This window comes from Blastococcus sp. SYSU DS0619, assembly GCF_054051035.1.
The window spans coordinates 164,912-182,871 of sequence record NZ_JBJHAM010000003.1; the positions used below are offsets into that span (position 1 = coordinate 164,912).

At 72.6% G+C, this 17,960-nt stretch carries 11 protein-coding genes; 5 read left to right on the forward strand and 6 right to left on the reverse strand.

Annotated elements, in window-relative coordinates; all coding sequences use genetic code 11:
* Positions 1-10: 10 nt before the first annotated feature.
* The 3 genes from ACI79T_RS05690 to ACI79T_RS05700 all read right to left on the reverse strand — a co-directional run bounded on the left by ACI79T_RS05690 (position 11) and on the right by ACI79T_RS05700 (position 2,870).
* Complete coding sequence (locus tag ACI79T_RS05690) at positions 11-1,159, reverse strand: ABC transporter substrate-binding protein (protein WP_456609075.1); 1,149 nt, start codon at positions 1,157-1,159, stop codon at positions 11-13.
* A 144-nt stretch (positions 1,160-1,303) separates the two neighbouring features.
* The gene (locus tag ACI79T_RS05695; RefSeq protein ID WP_456609076.1) at positions 1,304-2,092 is read right to left on the reverse strand and encodes an enoyl-CoA hydratase/isomerase family protein; all 789 of its coding nucleotides are present in this window, start codon (positions 2,090-2,092) and stop codon (positions 1,304-1,306) included.
* A 10-nt stretch (positions 2,093-2,102) separates the two neighbouring features.
* Complete coding sequence (locus tag ACI79T_RS05700) at positions 2,103-2,870, reverse strand: ABC transporter ATP-binding protein (RefSeq protein ID WP_456609077.1); 768 nt, start codon at positions 2,868-2,870, stop codon at positions 2,103-2,105.
* A 106-nt stretch (positions 2,871-2,976) separates the two neighbouring features.
* Between ACI79T_RS05700 and glgX the strand changes: the two genes are divergently transcribed.
* On the forward strand, positions 2,977-5,127 hold the full coding sequence (gene glgX, locus ACI79T_RS05705; protein WP_456609078.1) for a glycogen debranching protein GlgX: 2,151 nt from the start codon (positions 2,977-2,979) through the stop codon (positions 5,125-5,127).
* A 1-nt stretch (position 5,128) separates the two neighbouring features.
* Here glgX and ACI79T_RS05710 read toward each other — a convergent pair whose 3' ends face one another.
* The 3 genes from ACI79T_RS05710 to glgP all read right to left on the reverse strand — a co-directional run bounded on the left by ACI79T_RS05710 (position 5,129) and on the right by glgP (position 9,447).
* Positions 5,129-5,644, reverse strand: a complete 516-nt coding sequence (locus ACI79T_RS05710) for a hypothetical protein (protein WP_456609079.1) — start codon at positions 5,642-5,644, stop codon at positions 5,129-5,131.
* A gap of 159 nt (positions 5,645-5,803) precedes the next feature.
* Entirely contained in the window at positions 5,804-6,772 is a 969-nt protein-coding gene (locus ACI79T_RS05715) for an FHA domain-containing protein (RefSeq protein ID WP_456609080.1), read from the reverse strand.
* Between the two features lie 125 nt (positions 6,773-6,897).
* Complete coding sequence (gene glgP / locus ACI79T_RS05720) at positions 6,898-9,447, reverse strand: alpha-glucan family phosphorylase (RefSeq protein WP_456609081.1); 2,550 nt, start codon at positions 9,445-9,447, stop codon at positions 6,898-6,900.
* Between the two features lie 157 nt (positions 9,448-9,604).
* On the opposite strand from glgP, the gene ACI79T_RS05725 reads away from it, so the two are divergent.
* The 4 genes from ACI79T_RS05725 to glgB are packed head-to-tail and all read left to right on the forward strand — an operon-like array spanning position 9,605 to position 17,857.
* On the forward strand, positions 9,605-11,638 hold the full coding sequence (locus ACI79T_RS05725; RefSeq protein WP_456609082.1) for an alpha-1,4-glucan--maltose-1-phosphate maltosyltransferase: 2,034 nt from the start codon (positions 9,605-9,607) through the stop codon (positions 11,636-11,638).
* A 49-nt stretch (positions 11,639-11,687) separates the two neighbouring features.
* Positions 11,688-13,508 (forward strand): maltose alpha-D-glucosyltransferase, encoded by a 1,821-nt coding sequence (gene treS, locus ACI79T_RS05730; protein ID WP_456609083.1) that lies wholly within the window; start codon positions 11,688-11,690, stop codon positions 13,506-13,508.
* Positions 13,505-14,872, forward strand: a complete 1,368-nt coding sequence (locus ACI79T_RS05735) for a maltokinase N-terminal cap-like domain-containing protein (RefSeq protein WP_456609084.1) — start codon at positions 13,505-13,507, stop codon at positions 14,870-14,872. Before treS ends, ACI79T_RS05735 begins: the two co-directional genes overlap by 4 nt.
* A gap of 51 nt (positions 14,873-14,923) precedes the next feature.
* Positions 14,924-17,857: a 1,4-alpha-glucan branching protein GlgB gene (gene glgB / locus ACI79T_RS05740; RefSeq protein ID WP_456609085.1), complete on the forward strand. Its 2,934-nt coding sequence runs from the start codon at positions 14,924-14,926 to the stop codon at positions 17,855-17,857.
* The last annotated feature ends 103 nt before the right edge of the window (positions 17,858-17,960 follow it).

The following is a 17,960-nucleotide window of genomic DNA, read 5'->3' on the forward strand; positions in this document are numbered from 1 at the left end:
GCTGCGGTACTCAGCCGGACATCTCCGCGTTCCAGCGCTCCGCGACGACCGCCTGGGCGGCGGTCTCCTGCTCCTGGGTCGGGAACTTCGCCGTCCCCTGGACCTCGGGCAGCGCCGCCAGCGCCTCGGTGTCGGCGGTACCGGCCTCCTCCATCGCCGGCAGCCGGACCGGCCGGGCGCCGCCGTTCAGCCAGATGTTCTGACCCTCGTCGCTGTAGAGGAACTCCTGCCACAGCCGGGCCGCGGCCGGGTGCGGGGCGTACGCGCTGATCGCCTGGCTGTAGTAGCTGCCGAAGAGCCCGTCGGTGGGGACGTGCACCTCCCACTCGACGCCGTCCTCCGCGAACGTCTCGGTGAAGGAGGCGTTGAGGTAGTCCCAGTCGATCGAGATCGGCGTCTCGCCGCTCTGGATGGTGGCCGGGGTGATCTCGACCGGGTTGAAGTTCCCGGCGTCCTTGACCTGGCCGAAGAAGTCGATCCCCGGGCCGATGTCGTCGAGGCTGCCCCCGTTGGCCAGGGACGCCGCCCACACGCCGCTGAAGGCCGCCGCGGCCTGGGTCGGGTTGCCGTTGAGCGCCACCTGGCCGGCGTACTGCGGCTCGAGCAGGTCGGCGAAGGTGGTCGGGCATTCGGTGACGACCGAGGCGTTGCAGCCGATGGAGATGTAGCCGCCGTAGTCGTTCACCCAGTGGCCCTCGGGGTCCTTCTGGTCCTCGGGGATCTCGTCCCAGGTCTGCACCTGGTAGGGCGCGACGAGGTCCTGCGCCTGCGCCTGGCGGGCGAAGGCGGTGCCGAGGTCGAGGACGTCGGGCGCGCGGTCCTGGCCCCGCTGGCTCTCGACGGCGTTGAGCTCGTCCTGGCTGGAGCCGTCGGGGCTGGCGCTGTTGATCTCGATGTCGTACTTCTCGCTGAAGGTCTCGAGCATCTCGCCGTAGTTGGCCCAGTCCGGCGGCAGGGCGATGACGTTGAGCTCACCCTCGGCCCGCGCGGCCTCGACGAGGGCGTCCATGCCGCCGCCGTCCTCCACCGAGGTGGCGGTGGCCCAGTCCGAGCCGCTCCCGCCGGTCCCGCCGGAGTCGCCGTCGTCCGAGCCGCAGGCGGTCAGCGTGAGTCCCGCCGTCACGACCGCGACCGCGGTCCGCAGGGTGCTTCGTCGCACGTGTCCTCCTGGTGTGGTGCCGTCCGCGCGCGGGCCCCGTTGACCCCGGTCGGACGACCTCGGGCATTGTGGCCGACCCGATCCCCCGCTGCGCGGTACCGGCACGTGAAGGTCCGATGACCATCCGGCCACGGACCGTGGGATTCAGCGGCCGGTGAAGGTGGCCTTGCCGGGGCCGCTCTCCAGGAACGAGCGCATGCCGGCGTCCTGGTCCTCGGTGTCGAACAGCCCGGCGAACAGCCGGCTCTCCAGGTCCAGCCCGTCGTCGAGGGGCAGGTCGAGGCCCTCGTCGATCGCCCGCTTGGCCGCGGCCAGCGCCAGCGGCGGGCCGGCGGCGAGCTTGCGGGCCATCGCCAGCGCCGTCGCGTACACCTCGGCGTCGGGGACGACGGCATCGGCCAGGCCCATCTCCAGGGCCTCCTCGGCGGCGACGTGCCGGCCGGTGAAGACCAGGTCCTTGGCCTTGGCCGGGCCCACCAGGCGGGCCAGCCGCTGGCTGCCGCCCGCGCCCGGGATCACCCCGAGCAGGATCTCCGGCTGACCGACCTTCGCCGACGCGCCGAGCACCCGGAAGTCGGCGCACAGCGCGAGCTCGTACCCGCCCCCTAGGGCGTAGCCGGTGACGGCGGCGATGACCGGCTTCGGGATGCCGGCGACGGCCCGGAACGAGTCCTGCAGCTCCTTGCCCCACGCGGTCATGCCGGCCGCGTCGAGCTGCGACATCGCCTTGATGTCGGCCCCGGCGGCGAACACCCGCTCACCGCCGTAGATGACCACGGCGCGCACGTCGGCGCGGCTGCCCGCCTCCGTCGCCGCGGCGCGCACCTCCATGTGCAGCTGCTCGTCGATCGCGTTCATCTTCGGCCGGTCGAGCCGGATCGTGCCGACTCCGTCCTCCACCTGCAGGGTCACGAACTCGGGGGTCTGCGCCATGGACGGCACCCTAGCGAGCGCGGCGGGCGGTGAACCGGCCGTCGGTGCGGTTGAGCTCCAGGGAGAGCCCGAAGGTGTCGGACAGGTGCCCGGCGGTCAGCACGTCGTCGGCGGCCCCGGCGGCCACCACCTCGCCGTCCCGCAGCAGCAGCGCGTGGGTGTAGCCGGGCGGGATCTCCTCGACGTGGTGCGTGACGAGCACCTGGGCCGGCGCGTAGTGGTACCTCGCGAGATCCGACAGCCGGGCGACGAGGTCCTCCCGGCCGCCCAGGTCCAGGCCCGCACCGGGCTCGTCGAGCAGCAGCAGCTCCGGGTCGGGCATGAGGGCGCGGGCGATCATCGTCCGCTTGCGCTCGCCCTCGCTCAGCGTCCCGAACGGCCGGTGCGCCAGCCCGGAGACGCCCCACTGCTGCATGAGCACCGCGGCGCGGGTCAGGTCGTGGACGTCGTAGCGCTCCCGCCAGCGGCCCACGACCGCGTAGCCGGCGGAGATCACGATGTCGCCGGTCCGCTCCGCCGGGGTGATCCGCTGGGCGAGCGAGGCGCTGGTCAGGCCGATCCGGGGCCGCAGCTCGAAGACGTCGACCGCGCCGAGGGTCTCCCCCAGCAGCCGCACCTCCCCGCGGGTGGGGTGCATCTGCGCCGCGGCCAGCTGCATCAGCGTCGTCTTGCCCGCCCCGTTCGGGCCGAGCACCACCCACCGGTGGTCGGCCTCGATCGCCCAGTCGACGGCGCGGAGCAGGTGGTTCTGGCCGCGGACGACGTCGACTCCGGTCATCCGCACGACCGCCCCCTCGGGGGCATCAGGGTTCGACACGTCCCCCATCCAACTCTCCCGGCCGTCGGTGCGCCCGCGCCGGGCACCGAGTTGGCACGATCACCCGGTGACCGACTCCCCCGCCCCCGGCTCCCCGGTCCCGGGCGTGCTGCCCGGCATGCCTGCCCCCCTCGGGGCGGCCTGGGACGGCCGGGGGACGAACTTCGCGCTGTGGTCGGCCGGGGCCTCCGCCGTCGACCTGTGCCTGTTCGACCCGGACGGCGCCGAGCAGCGGCACCGGCTCGAGGAGACCACCCACCAGGTGTGGCACGGCCGGCTGCCCGGGATCGGCCCCGGGCAGCGCTACGGCTACCGGGTGCACGGCGGCTACGACCCGTTCTCGGGGCACCGCTGCAATCCGGCCAAGCTGCTGCTGGACCCCTACGCCCGCGCCGTCGACGGCGAGCTGCGGCTGGACGCCGCGCTCTTCGGCCACCCGGTCGACGCCCCGGACTCCGCCGTCCCGGACGACCGGGACTCGGCGCCCTTCGTGCCGCGCGCCGTCGTCGTCCACGACCCGTTCCCGTGGGACGGGGACCGGCCGCTGCGGCGCTCGTGGTCGGACACCGTCGTCTACGAGGTGCACGTGAAGGGCGCCACCGCCCGGCACCCCGGCGTCCCGGCGCACCTGCGCGGCACCTACGCCGGCCTGGCGCACCCGGCGTTCGTCGAGCACCTGCTCGCCCTCGGGGTGACCGCGGTGGAGCTGCTGCCGGTGCAGCACTTCGTCAGCGAGCCGCACCTGCTGCGCCGCGGGCTGACGAACTACTGGGGCTACAACACCCTCGGGTACTTCGCCCCGCACGCCGGCTACAGCGCGTCGGGCAGCAGCGGCGGCCAGGTCACCGAGTTCAAGACGATGGTCCGGGAGCTGCACGCGGCCGGCATCGAGGTCATCCTCGACGTCGTCTACAACCACACCGCCGAGGGCGATCACACCGGTCCGACGCTGTCCTTCAAGGGCATCGACAACCCCGGCTACTACCGCCTCGACGGGGAGAACCCCGGCCGCTACACCGACTACACCGGCTGCGGGAACACCCTGGACGTGCGCCGACCGGCGGTCCTGGGCCTGCTCATGGACTCGCTGCGCTACTGGGTCACCGAGATGCACGTCGACGGCTTCCGCTTCGACCTCGCCTCGGCCCTGGCCCGCTCGATGCACGACGTCGACCGGTTGTCGGCGTTCTTCGACGTCGTGCACCAGGACCCGGTGGTCAGCCAGGTGAAGCTGATCGCCGAGCCGTGGGACATCGGCCCCGGCGGGTACCAGGTGGGCAACTTCCCGCCGCCGTGGACGGAGTGGAACGGCAAGTACCGCGACACCGTGCGGGACGTGTGGGCCGGTGCCCACGTCGGGGTCCGCGACCTCGCCTACCGGCTGACCGGCTCCTCGGACCTGTACCGCTCCGACGGCCGGCGACCGTTCGCCTCCATCAACTTCGTCACCGCCCACGACGGCTTCCCGATGCGCGACCTGGTCACCTACGAGCACAAGCGCAACGAGGCCAACGGGGAGGACAACCGGGACGGCGAGAGCCACAACCGGAACTGGAACTGCGGCGTCGAGGGGCCCAGTGACGACCCGGAGGTCCTGGAGCTGCGGGGGCGCCAGGTCCGCAACCTGCTGACGACGCTGCTGCTGTCCACCGGGGTACCGATGCTCACCGCCGGCGACGAGCTGGGCCGCACGCAGCAGGGCAACAACAACGCCTACTGCCAGGACAACGAGCTCTCCTGGCTGGACTGGGGCGCGGTCGACGAGGACCTGCTGTCCTTCGTCACCCGGCTGGTGCGGCTGCGGCGGGGTGCCCCCGTGCTGCGCCAGGAGGCGTTCTTCGAGGGCCACGAGCTGCCCGGCACCGGCGGCACCCGCGACCTCGCCTGGTTCGCCCCGGGCGGTGGCCAGCTCACCACCGCCGACTGGTTCGACACCGGGCTGCAGACCGTCGGCATGTACCTGGACGGCCGGGGCATCCGGCACCGCGACGAGCACGGCCACCCGATGGTCGACGACTCCTACCTGGTGCAGCTGCACGCCGGCCCCGACCCGGTGACCGTCGAGCTGCCCGGCCCGCCGTGGGCCGACGGCTACGAACTGGTGCTCTCCACCGAGTACGCCCGGGGCACCCCGCCGGAGCCGGCCTTCGTGGCACCCGGCCCGCTGGAGATGCCGGGGCGCTGCGTCTGGCTGCTGCGGGTCGAGCGCCGGCCCTGACTCATCGCCCGGTCCGGCGCCACGGTCGGTCCAGGCCCGGCCCGAAGTCCCAATGGTGCAGGTCTTCGTCGGCCTCCTCCACGACGTCGACGAGCTCGGCCAGTGGGTGGACCCCGATGCCGCTGCCGACGACGTCCGCGACCACCGACAGCGGCCCGGACCGGTCCGGGGAGTCGTCCAGGTAGTGCACCAACCGGGCCTCCGCCGTGCCCGAGCCGTCCCGCATGCGCACCAGCGAGCCCGGTCGAGGCGACCCCGGCGGCACCGGCCCGAGCGGGGCCGCGAGGACCCAGTGCACCGTCGTCCCGACGGCGCCGTACTCGATCGCCTCGCCCGGGTACCAGACGACCCACGTGGGCCCGGTGACGTCGCGGCGCCCGCCGTCGGCCTCGCGCACCCACATGCGGCCCGACAGCAGGACCAGCAGCACCTTCTGCGCCAGCCGACGCGCGGACACGGGCAGGTAGCCGGCTGAACTCAGCGCCAGTTCGTGGGCGGAGTCCTCTTCCAGGTGCATGCGCGGATTCGACACCGCGCCCGCGAGGCTGTCGAGTGCGCAGTTGCGGTCGGCGACACCCGGCGACGCGCCGGCTGCGGCGGCTCCGGCTGCCCACTCGATGCAGAGAGCCCCGGTCCGATGTCGGACCGGGGCTCTCAGGCGTCGCGAGGTGCTCGGCTACTCCTGCGGCTGCTCGAAGGTGATGACGGTCCAGCCGAGCAGGAGGCGGTCGCCGTCGGAGAGCGGGTGGGCGACGCCCGGCTCGAGCTGGGTCCACTCGGTGGCCTCGGGGCCGGCGACGTGGGTGCCGTTGAGCGACCCCAGGTCGACCAGCGAGACCTCGCGGCCCGAGCGGGTCAGCGCGGCGTGCGCCGAGGAGAGCACGTTCTGGGTGTCGGCGATCGGCACCGCCCGCGCCGAGCCGCTGGCCACCATCTCGTGGTTGTCGGGACGCCGGCCCAGCACGAGGTCCTCGTCGATGGTGACGACCATGCCGTCGTCGAACCGCAGGATCGGTGCGGCGTCGGACGGGTCGGGCCGCCAGAAGGCGGTCTGCTCGCCGGAGTCCGGTCGCGCGGCGGCGGCGGCGGCCGAGGAGCCGCGACCGGCGCCGAAGCCGCCGGAGTCGGGGCCCGGCGAGAAGGACGACGCCGGCGCGGCGGCGGTCGCCGGCGCGGCGGAGGACGGCGCGGCGCCGGCCAGCTGCAGCGTTGCGCCACCACCGGGCACGGTGCCCTCGACGAGGTCGAAGCTCACGCCGGGAGGGGTGCCGGGGGCGGACTGACCCGGCCCCACGTACAGCGCCTGCCCGAGCGCGAAGCCGGACGCGAGCGTGCCGCCCTCGACCGACGAGCCGGAGACGGGGACGCCGTCGACGGCCGGCTGGCCCTTGCCCGCCCACAGCGCGACACCGGTGCCGGTGTCGGAGGTGAGGACGAGCGCGAACGAGGCGCTCCCGGAGGCGAGCGAGCTCACCTGGCCGGCGACGGCGGCCAGCACGCGGTCGGCGCCGGCGCCCGAGACGCCCAGGCAGGCGTGCAGGGCCGACACCAGGGCGGGCGAGCCGGGAGCGTCGACCCACAGCAGGCCGCCGCCGCGGCGGGCGACGACGGCATCTCCTGGGAGGACTTCACAGCGGTCGGGCATAGCGTCCAGCCTAGTGATGCACAGCCGGTCTGGCTGGTCGCGGGTTCCCGCCACGCCGGGGTGTCACGAGGTCACACGTGGTCACTGTGACCAGCGGGGTGCCCGATGCCTCGTGGGTCCTCCCCCTAGGCGGTGCTGACCACACCGAGCTCCGCCGGGTCGGCCAGGTACTCCGAGTGCGGCAGCACCCGGACCGTGTAACCGAAGGCACCCGTCCGCTCCAGGGGCACGGTGGCGGTGAACCAGTGCCGGGAGCCGTCGGTGTGCTCGTGGCTCATCGGCACCGTCGTCACCTCGTGCAGCCCGTCGGCGTCGTCCACCCGGCCGTAGGCGGCCTGGACCTCGACGTCGGAGGGCGTCAGCCCCGGCAGCTCGACCTCCGCCCGGAGCGCGAGGCTCGACCCGATCTCGGGGGTGTCCCCCACGCCGGTCGTCTCCACGTGCGCGACCCGCACGTCGTGCCAGTGGGACAGCAGGTGCGACCGCCAGGAGGCCTCGGTGCGCGCCGGCGCGTAGCCGTCCGTGGCCATGGTCCGGGCGGAGCCGGCGGCCGGGACGTACAGGGCGCGGACGTAGTCCTGGACCATCCGGGTGGCCAGCACCTTGGGGCCGGTCTCGCGCAGCGTGTGCCGCACCATCTCGACCCAGCGCCCCGGGATCCCCTCGTGGTCGGTCTCGTAGAACCTCGGCAGCACCTGGGTCTCGAGCAGGTCGTAGATCGCCCGCGCCTCGACCTCGTCGCGGCGGTCGGCGTCGGCCACGCCGTCGGCCGTGGGGATGGCCCAGCCGTTCTGGCCGTCGAACCACTCGTCCCACCAGCCGTCGCGGATCGAGAGGTTGAGCCCGCCGTTCAGCGCCGCCTTCATGCCCGAGGTGCCGCAGGCCTCCAGCGGGCGCAGCGGGTTGTTCAGCCAGACGTCGCAGCCCCAGTACAGGTAGCGGGCCATGCCGATGTCGTAGCCCGGCAGGAACGCGATGCGGTGCCGGATCTCCGGGTCGTCGGCGAAGGCGACCATCTGCTGGATGAGCCCCTTGCCGCCGTCGTCGGCCGGGTGGCTCTTGCCGGCGATCACCAGCTGGAGCGGCCGGTCGGGGTCCAGCAGCAGCGCCTTCAGCCGCTCGGGGTCGCGCAGCATGAGGGTGAGGCGCTTGTACGAGGGCACCCGCCGGGCGAAACCGATGGTCAGCACGTCGGGGTCGAAGGCGCTGTCGGTCCAGCCGACCTCCGTCTCGGTGGCCCCGCGGGAGAGCGCCGTCTCCCGGATCCGGCGGCGCACCTCGTCGACCAGGCGACCGCGGAGCAGGCGCCGGGTGCTCCACAGCTCGGCGGCGGGGATGCGGTCGACGCCGTCGAAGTGGACGTCCCCCTCGACGTCGGCCGTGTCGCCCTGGCTCGAGGTCTGGGTGCCCATCTCGACCAGCTCGCGCGCCGTCCAGGTGGGGGCGTGCACGCCGTTGGTGATCGAGCCGATCGGCACGTCGCGCTCGTCGAAGCCCGGCCACAGGTCGTTGAACATCCCGCGGCTGACGTGCCCGTGCAGCTGGCTGACGCCGTTGGCGCGCTGGCCGAGCCGCAGCCCCATGTGGGCCATGTTGAACTTGGCCGGGTCGTTCTCGGCCCCCAGCGGGAGCAGCTGGTCCATGGGCACGCCGAAGCCGGCGAAGTAGCGCTCGATGAGGGCCTTCGGGAAGCGGTCGATGCCCGCCGGCACCGGCGTGTGCGTGGTGAAGACGGTGCCCGCGCGGACGGCCTGCAGCGCCTCGGCGAAGGTGAGGCCGTGCGCCTCGGAGAGCTCGCGGATGCGCTCGACGCCCTGGAAGCCGGCGTGGCCCTCGTTGGCGTGGAACACCTCCGGCTGCGCGGTGCCGGTCAGCGAGCAGTACGCGCGCAGCGCGCGCACCCCGCCGATGCCCAGCAGCATCTCCTGGCGGAGGCGGTGGTCCTCGTCCCCGCCGTAGAGACGGTCGGTGACCAGGCGCTCGGCAGGGGCGTTCTCCTCGATGTCGCTGTCGAGCAGCAGCAGCGAGACGCGGCCCACCTGGGCGCGCCAGACGTGCGCGTACAGGGTGCGGCCCTCGGGCAGCGGCACGTTGATGACGACGGCGGAGCCGTCGGCCTGGCGCAGCAGCTTGATCGGCAGGCCGTGCGGGTCCAGCGAGGGGTAGTGCTCCAGCTGCCAGCCGTCGGCCGAGAGCCCCTGGCTGAAGTAGCCGGCCCGGTAGAGCAGGCCCACGCCGATCAGCGGGACCCCGAGGTCGGAGGCGGCCTTCAGGTGGTCGCCGGCCAGGATGCCCAGGCCACCCGAGTACTGCGGCAGCACCTCGCTGATGCCGAACTCGGCCGAGAAGTAGGCGATCGTCGCGGGCGCCTCGTCCCCCAGCGACTGGTACCAGTGCGGGGAGGCGAGGTACTCCTCGAGGTCGTCGACGGCGTCGGTGAGCCGGCGCACGAAGCGACGGTCCTTCGCCAGCGCCGCCAGCCGCTCGGCCGACACCTCGCCCAGGGCGCGCACCGGGTCACCGCCACAGCGCTGCCACAGCTCGGGGTCGAGGGTCTCGAACAGGTCCCTGGTCTCCGCGTGCCAGGACCAGCGGAGGTTCATCACCAACTGGGACAGCGGCAGGAGCGGCTCCGGGAGAGCCGCACGGACGGTGAACCTACGGAGAGCACGCACCGGTCGAGACTAACCAGGTCGGGGCCCGCCGTCAGGCCTTCGCGAAGGCCTTCCCGCGCCCGGCGCCACATCCCCGCGCAGCCCCAACGGGTGATGCGCGAGGGGCGGATCGGTGGCCGAGATGCTGGTGGGGCGGTGGCTCGATAGCGTGGCCGGGATGAATGGCCGCGCTGACCTCCGCCTCGGCATCACCGATGTCGCCCCTGTCGTGTCCTGCGGGTCCTTCTCGGCCCGTGCCGTGGTCGGCGAGCACCTGCCGATCACCGCCACCGTCTTCCGCGAGGGCCACGACGCCGTCGCGGCCAACGTCGTCTGGACCGCCCCCGGCGCCGACGACTCGACCGCCCCCTTCCTCCGCATGGCGAAGCTCCCCCCGGAGCCCGACCGCTGGATCGCCGGGGTCGTGCCGGACCAGGAGGGCCGGTGGACCTTCTGCGTCGAGGCGTGGAGCGACCCGCTGGCGACCTGGAAGCACGCCGTCGAGGTCAAGGTCGAGGCGGGCCAGGGGCCCGACGAGCTGGCCAACGACCTCGAGGAGGGCGCGCGGCTGCTCGACCGCGTCGCCGCCGAGGCCGACGGCGAGTGGCGGGACCGCGTCGTCGCGGCGGCCGCGGCCCTGCGCGACTCCTCCCAGGAGCTGACCGTCCGGATCGCCCCGGCACTGGCTGCGGGGCTGCAGAAGTACCTGCACGAGCACCCGGTGCGCGAGCTGGTCACCCGGTCCCCCCGGCACGAGGTGTGGGTGGACCGCAAGGAGGCGCTCTACGGGTCCTGGTACGAGTTCTTCCCGCGGTCGGAGGGGCCGGTCGTCGGCGGGCAGCCGACGCACGGCACGTTCACCACCGCCGGGGACCGGCTGCCGGCCATCGCCGAGATGGGCTTCGACGTCGTCTACCTGCCGCCGATCCACCCGATCGGCCGGGTCAACCGCAAGGGCCCGAACTCCAGCCAGTTCCCCGGTGGCAACCCGCACGACATCGGCCCGGACGAGGTCGGTTCCCCCTGGGCCATCGGCAGCGCCGAGGGCGGCCACGACGCCGTGCACCCGGAACTCGGCACGATGGACGACTTCCGCGCCTTCGTCGCCCGCACCCGCGAGCTCGGCATGGAGGTGGCGCTGGACCTCGCGCTGCAGGCCGCGCCCGACCACCCCTGGGTCGCGGAGCACCCGGAGTGGTTCACCACCAAGCCCGACGGGACCATCGCCTACGCGGAGAACCCCCCGAAGAAGTACCAGGACATCTACCCGGTCAACTTCGACAACGACCCCGAGGGCATCTACGCCGAGGTGCTGCGGGTCGTGCGGGTGTGGATGGACGCCGGCGTCCGGATCTTCCGCGTCGACAACCCGCACACCAAGCCGCTGAACTTCTGGCACTGGCTCATCTGGGAGGTCAAGAAGACCGACCCCGACGTGCTCTTCCTCGCCGAGGCGTTCACCCGGCCGGCGATGATGCACCAGCTGGCCCGGATCGGGTTCACGCAGTCCTATACCTACTTCACCTGGCGCACCCAGCGGCAGGAGCTGGAGGAGTACGGGCAGGAGCTGGCCGCCAACAGCCACTACATGCGACCCAACTTCTTCGTGAACACCCCGGACATCCTCCACGAGTCGCTGCAGTTCGGCGGCCCGCCGATGTTCAAGATCCGTGCCGTGCTCGCCTCGATGCTGAGCCCCACCTGGGGCGTCTACTCCGGCTTCGAGCTCTTCGAGCACGTGGCGGTGAAGCCCGGCAGCGAGGAGTACCTCGACAGCGAGAAGTACTCCCTGCGCCCGCGCGACTGGGCGGGCGCCGAGGCCTCGGGCCGCAGCCTGGCGCCGTACCTGCGCCGGCTCAACGAGGTGCGGCGGGCGCACCCCGCGCTGCAGCAGCTGCGCACGCTGCGCTTCCACCAGGTCGACAACCCGAACCTGCTCTGCTTCACCAAGACCGACCCCGGTTCGGACGACGCCGTCCTCGTCGTCGTCAACCTGTCCAGCCGGGACACCCAGATCGGGACGACGGCACTGGACCTGCCGTCCCTCGGCCTGGACTGGCACGAGCGCTTCGCGGTCACCGACGAGCTCACCGGCGCCCACTACGACTGGGGCCAGTTCAACTACGTGGAGCTCGACCCCTACCGGGAGCCGGCGCACGTCTTCGCGGTCACCTTCCCCCGCCCCGTGCAGTTCCCCCCGCCGGTCAGCTGACCGGCCTTCCCGACCGCACCTCCGACCCCCGAACGAGGCATTGGCGTCGATGAGCGTTCCCGTCCCCGACTCCCGAAGCAGCAACCACTCCCCTCTCCCGCCGCCGGGCACCGACCCCGAGTGGTACAAGCGCGCGGTCTTCTACGAGGTCCTCGTCCGCGGTTTCGCCGACAGCAACGCCGACGGCGTCGGCGACCTGCGCGGCATGATCGACAAACTCGACTACCTGCAGTGGCTCGGCGTCGACTGCCTGTGGCTGCCGCCGTTCTTCGCCTCGCCGCTGCGCGACGGCGGCTACGACGTCAGCGACTACACCGCGGTCCTGCCCGAGTTCGGTGACATCCAGGACTTCCACGAGTTCCTCGACGCCGCCCACGCCCGCGGCATGCGCGTGATCATCGACTTCGTCATGAACCACACCTCGGACCAGCACCCCTGGTTCCAGGCCAGCCGCAGCGACCCCGACGGGCCCTACGGCGACTTCTACGTGTGGGCCGACGACGACACCGGCTACGCCGACGCGCGGATCATCTTCGTGGACACGGAGAGCTCCAACTGGACCTTCGACCCGGTGCGCAAGCAGTACTTCTGGCACCGGTTCTTCTCCCACCAGCCCGACCTGAACTTCGAGAACCCGAAGGTGCAGGAGGCGATCATCGACGCCCTGCGCTTCTGGCTCGACCTCGGCATCGACGGCTTCCGGCTCGACGCCGTGCCCTACCTCTTCGAGGAGGAGGGCACCAACTGCGAGAACCTGCCGCGCACCCACGAGTTCCTGAAGCACGTGCGCAAGGTGGTCGACGCCGACTACCCCGACACGGTGCTGCTCTGCGAGGCGAACCAGTGGCCGGCCGACGTCGTCGAGTACTTCGGCGAGAACGGCGACGAGTGCCAGATGGCGTTCCACTTCCCGGTGATGCCGCGCCTGTTCATGGCCGTGCGCCGAGAGCAGCGCTTCCCGATCTCGGAGATCATGGCGCAGACGCCGGACATCCCCGACAACTGCCAGTGGGGCGTCTTCCTCCGCAACCACGACGAGCTGACGCTCGAGATGGTCACCGACGAGGAACGCGACTACATGTGGGGCGAGTACGCCAAGGACCCCCGCATGAAGGCCAACATCGGCATCCGCCGCCGGCTGGCCCCGCTGCTGGACAACGACGTCAACACCCTCGAGCTGTTCAACGCCCTGCTGCTGTCGCTGCCCGGCTCGCCGGTCCTGTACTACGGCGACGAGATCGGCATGGGCGACAACATCTGGCTCGGTGACCGCGACGGCGTGCGCACCCCGATGCAGTGGACCCCCGACCGCAACGGCGGGTTCTCCACCGCCGACCCGCAGCGGATGTACCTGCCGCTGAACGCCGACCCGGTCTACGGCTACCAGGTCACCAACGTCGAGTCGCAGTTCCGCAACACCAACTCGCTGCTGCAGTGGGTCCGCCGGATGATCCAGGTCCGGGGCCAGCACCCCACCTTCGGGCTGGGCAGCTACGCCGAGATCGGATCCCGCAACCCCACGGTGCTGTCGTTCGTCCGCGAGTTCGGCGACGACGTCGTGCTGTGCGTGAACAACCTGTCGCGGTTCCCGCAGCCGGTCGAGCTGGACCTGCGCCGGTTCGAGGGCTACACGCCGGTCGAGCTCACCGGCCGGGTGGAGTTCCCGCAGATCGGCGTCCTGCCGTACATGCTCACCCTCGCCGGGCACGGCTTCTACTGGTTCGAGCTCTCCAAGCCGACCGAGCCGGTCCCCGACGAGCACGAGGACTGGGCCAGCGCCACGTCCAGCGCGGTGGCCGACTCCCTGCTGGCCGCGGGTGTGGTCAGCGCCGCCGACGAGCCGTCCGACGACTCCGGAGACCCCCGATGAACGCACTGACCGACCTGTTCCGCGAATGGATCCCCCAGCAGCGGTGGTTCGGCGGCAAGGGCCGCGAGTGGGCCGCCGTCACCGAGGACGGGTTCTTCCTCGACCGCGGCAACCCGGTCCTCTCCGTGCACCGGGTGCGGATCGAGTACACCGACGGCGGGCGCGACACCTACCTCGTGCCGCTCTCCTGGCGCGACCAGCAGTCCGAGGAGCTGGAGTCGGCGTACATCGGGGCGGTCGCCAACGAGGGGCAGGAGACCTACGCCTACGACGCGATGCGCGACCGCGAGTCGACCGCGCCGTGGCTGATCCACCTGGCCAACGGCTCCTCCGTGGGACCGATGCACTTCTCCCCCGCCGGTGAGGGGGACATCCCCGAGGGTCTGCCCGGCGACATCGTCTCCACCGAGCAGAGCAACACCTCCCTGGTCTACGGCCAGGAGGCGATCTTCAAGCTCTTCCGGCGGCTGGAGCCCGGCCTCAACCCCGACGTCGAGATCCACGGGGCGCTGCGCCGGACGGAGAACGAGCACATCGCCCCGCTGCTGGGGTACGTCGAGATCGACGACCCGGCGGACGACGAGCCGGCCACGGTGGCGATGCTGCAGACCTTCGTGCCCAACGCCAGCGACGGCTGGCGGCTGGCCACGGCCAGCGTCCGGGACCTCTACGCCGAGGGTGACCTGCACGCCGACGAGGTGGGCGGCGACTTCGCCGCCGACAGCGAGCGGCTGGGGGCGGCGACGGCGTCGGTGCACGCGGACATGGCGAAGGTGCTCCCCACGGAGGAGGCCGCCGCGGAGTGGTTCACGACCGTGGCCCGGCAGATGTCCGAGCGGCTGGACGCGGCCATCGAGATCGTCCCGCAGCTTGCCGAGCACGCCGACGCGCTCCGCGAGATCTACGCCGCCGTCGCGCACAGCGACGAGCCGGTGCTGCGCCAGCGGGTGCACGGTGACCTGCACCTGGGGCAGGTGCTGCGCACCGCCACGGGCTGGATCATCCTCGACTTCGAGGGCGAGCCGGCCCGTCCGCTGGCCGCCCGCCGGGAGCTCGACACCCCGCTGCGCGACGTCGCCGGCATGCTGCGCAGCTTCGACTACGCCGCCCGGCACCTGCTCGTCGAGCAGCCGGAGGACTCGCAGCGGGAGTACCGCGCCCAGGAGTGGGCGGCCCGCAACCGCGCCGCCTTCTGCGCCGGCTACTCCGAGGCCGGCGGGCTGGACGCGTGCGGGGAGTCACCACTCCTTCGGGCGTTCGAGGCCGACAAAGCGGTTTACGAATGCGTCTACGAGGCGAGGAACCGTCCGCACTGGCTGATGATCCCGCTCCAGTCGATCGCCCGGCTCGCCGGCCGCGACTGAGCCCACGAACCGACGGACCAGAGCACCGAGAAGGACGAGGACGGCGAGACGATGACGACCGACGACCGAGGGGAGAGCCCCGTGGCCGGCAAGGACGATCTGCAGCGCGCCGTGGAGGAGAAGGTGGCCGAGGCCGAGGCCAACGGCGCAGGCCCGGTGGTCAACGCCGAGCCGGTGAAGAAGGCGACCCGGCGCACCACCGCGAAGAAGACGACCGCCGGCGCCGGCACCGACGCCGCGGACACGCCGCCGGCCAAGAGGGCGGCGGCCGCGAAGAAGGCGGCCCCGGCCAAGAAGGCCCCGGCCAAGAAGGCTGCGGCGAAGAAGGCGGCCACGGACACCGGGACGACCGCCGCGACGCGGTCCACGGCGAAGAAGGTCGCGGCCGCCCCCACGGCCACCGAGGCCACGCCCGAGCCCGGCGGCGACGACACCGAGACCACCGCCAACCCGGCGGTGGCCCCCGCGCCGATCGCCCAGCCCGGCTCCCCGTCGGGTGAGCCGGCCGGGCAGCCGGACGCGCCGGACCACGACCCGGCCACGCCCCCCACCCCGCAGGCCCCCGAGGACCGGACCTCCGACGGTTCGGCGGAGCCGGCGGCCCCGGTGCTCCCGGCCGGCGACGCTCCGGAGACCGCGTCCGCCGCGGCCTCGGGCCTGTCCGGCGGCACCACCGCCGGCGCGGCCGAGGACGCCAAGATCCAGACCTACACCGACGATGACCTCCGGGCGATCGTCGAGGGCTGGTCCCGCGACCCGCACCGCGTCCTCGGCGCCCACCGCACGGCCGAGGGCTGGGCGGTGCGCACCCTGCGCCCGGACGCCGTCGCGGTCGCCGTCCTGGACGAGGACGGCAGCCGCTACGAGGCCACCCAGCTGCACGACGGCGGGATCTACGAGGCGAGCCTCCCCCGGCAGCCCGGCGACTACCGCGTCGAGGTCGTGTTCGGCGACGGCCAGGGCGGCACCACCACGCACACCGTCGACGACCCGTTCCGCTGGCTGCCGACGCTCGGCCCGATCGACGAGCACCTCATCCGCGAGGGGCGCCACGAGCGGCTGTGGGAGGTGCTCGGCGCGCACGTCCGCCGCTACGAGACGGTCCGCGGCACCGTCGAGGGCGTCTCCTTCGCCGTCTGGGCGCCGAGCGCCCGCGGCGTCAAGGTGACCGGCGACTTCGACTACTGGGAGGCGCGCGCCTACCCGATGCGGCTGCTCGGCTCCTCCGGCGTCTGGGAGATCTTCATCCCCGGCGCGCAGGTCGGCACCCGCTACCGGTTCCACGTGCTCGGTGCCGACGGCACCTGGCGCGAGAAGTCCGACCCGCTGGCGTTCGCCACCGAGGTGCCGCCGCTGAACGCCTCCGTCGTCACCGAGTCCACCTACGAGTGGCAGGACGACGCCTGGCTCGCCACCCGCGCCGAGGCCGGCTGGCACCAGCGGCCGATGAGCGTCTACGAGGTGCACGCGGGCTCCTGGCGCCAGGGGCTGTCCTACCGGGAGCTGGCCGACGAGCTGGTCGACTACGTCGTCTCCGCCGGCTTCACCCACATCGAGTTCATGCCGCTGGCCGAGCACCCCTTCGGCGGCTCCTGGGGTTACCAGGTCACCTCCTACTACGCGCCCACCTCGCGCTTCGGCAGCCCGGACGACCTGCGATACCTGATCGACCGCGCCCACCAGGCCGGGATCGGCGTCATCGTCGACTGGGTGCCCGCCCACTTCCCCAAGGACGAGTGGGCGCTGGCCCGCTTCGACGGGACGCCGCTGTACGAGCACGGCGACCCGCGCCGCGGCGAGCAGCTGGACTGGGGCACCTACGTCTTCGACTTCGGCCGCTCCGAGGTCCGCAACTTCCTGGTCGCCAACGCGCTGTTCTGGGCCAAGGAGTTCCACATCGACGGCATCCGCGTCGACGCGGTGGCCTCGATGCTCTACCTGGACTACTCCCGCGACGAGTGGCTGCCCAACAAGTTCGGCGGCCGGGAGAACCTGGAGGCGGTGGCCTTCCTGCAGGAGTTCAACGCCACCGTCTACCGCGAGGTCCCCGGCGTGATGACCATCGCGGAGGAGTCCACCGCCTGGCCGGGGGTCACCCGGCCGACGCACCTGGGCGGCCTGGGCTTCGGCTTCAAGTGGAACATGGGCTGGATGCACGACTCGCTGGCCTACGTCGAGCGGGAGCCGGTCTACCGCAGCTACCACCACGGCCAGCTCACGTTCTCGATGCACTACGCCTACAGCGAGAACTACGTCCTGCCGATCAGCCACGACGAGGTCGTGTACGGCAAGGGCTCGATGCTGCGGAAGATGCCCGGCGACCGGTGGCAGCAGCTGGCCAACCTGCGCGCCTATCTGGCCTACATGTGGGCTCACCCCGGCAAGCAGCTGCTGTTCATGGGCTCGGAGTTCGCCCAGGACTCCGAGTGGGCGGAGAGCCGCTCGCTGGACTGGTGGCACCTCGACGACCCCGCGCACCGCGGCATCCTGCAGCTGGTCACCGACCTCAACGGCCGCTACAAGGAGATCGACGCCCTCTGGTCCCTCGACGTCGACCCGGCGGGCTTCCAGTGGATCGACGCCAACGACGCATCGGGGAACGTGCTCTCGTTCGTCCGCTACGGCGCGGCGCCGAAGGCCGCGCTCGGCGCCGGCGAGACGGCGACCGACACCGAGACCGTCTCGGAGGCCGGCACCGAGGTGACCGGTGCGGACGACGCCCCGGCGCCGGTCGCGGCGGAGGGCTCGGCGCTGGCCTGCGTGGTCAACTTCGCCGGCTCGCCCCACCACGAGTACCGGATCGGCCTTCCCCGGCCCGGGCTGTGGCGGGAGGTGCTCAACTCCGACGCCGAGGGCTACGGCGGTTCCGGCGTCGGCAACTACGGCGGCGTGGAGGCCGTGGCCGAGCCGTGGCACGGCCAGCCCTACTCGGCGACCATCTCCGCCCCGCCCCTCGGCACCGTCTGGTTCCTGCACGAGGGCTGACCGCCCGTCCCGGCACCCGGCCGCGCCGCTCCGGCGCGGCCGGGTGGTGGGCGCTCCCCCGGCCAGCAGGCATGCTGTGGCTCGCACGTCCGCCCGGGCGGGC

What these genes read in the sequence shown, in the direction of transcription:
- ACI79T_RS05725 (WP_456609082.1), top strand. Translation starts at nt 9,605, where the DNA reads ATGAATGGCCGCGCTGACCTCCGCCTCGGCATCACCGATGTCGCCCCT.
- ACI79T_RS05710 (WP_456609079.1), bottom strand. Translation starts at nt 5,644, where the DNA reads ATGCACCTGGAAGAGGACTCCGCCCACGAACTGGCGCTGAGTTCAGCC.
- ACI79T_RS05695 (WP_456609076.1), bottom strand. Translation starts at nt 2,092, where the DNA reads ATGGCGCAGACCCCCGAGTTCGTGACCCTGCAGGTGGAGGACGGAGTC.
- glgB (WP_456609085.1), top strand. Translation starts at nt 14,924, where the DNA reads ATGACGACCGACGACCGAGGGGAGAGCCCCGTGGCCGGCAAGGACGAT.
- ACI79T_RS05700 (WP_456609077.1), bottom strand. Translation starts at nt 2,870, where the DNA reads ATGACCGGAGTCGACGTCGTCCGCGGCCAGAACCACCTGCTCCGCGCC.
- ACI79T_RS05715 (WP_456609080.1), bottom strand. Translation starts at nt 6,772, where the DNA reads ATGCCCGACCGCTGTGAAGTCCTCCCAGGAGATGCCGTCGTCGCCCGC.
- treS (WP_456609083.1), top strand. Translation starts at nt 11,688, where the DNA reads ATGAGCGTTCCCGTCCCCGACTCCCGAAGCAGCAACCACTCCCCTCTC.
- ACI79T_RS05735 (WP_456609084.1), top strand. Translation starts at nt 13,505, where the DNA reads ATGAACGCACTGACCGACCTGTTCCGCGAATGGATCCCCCAGCAGCGG.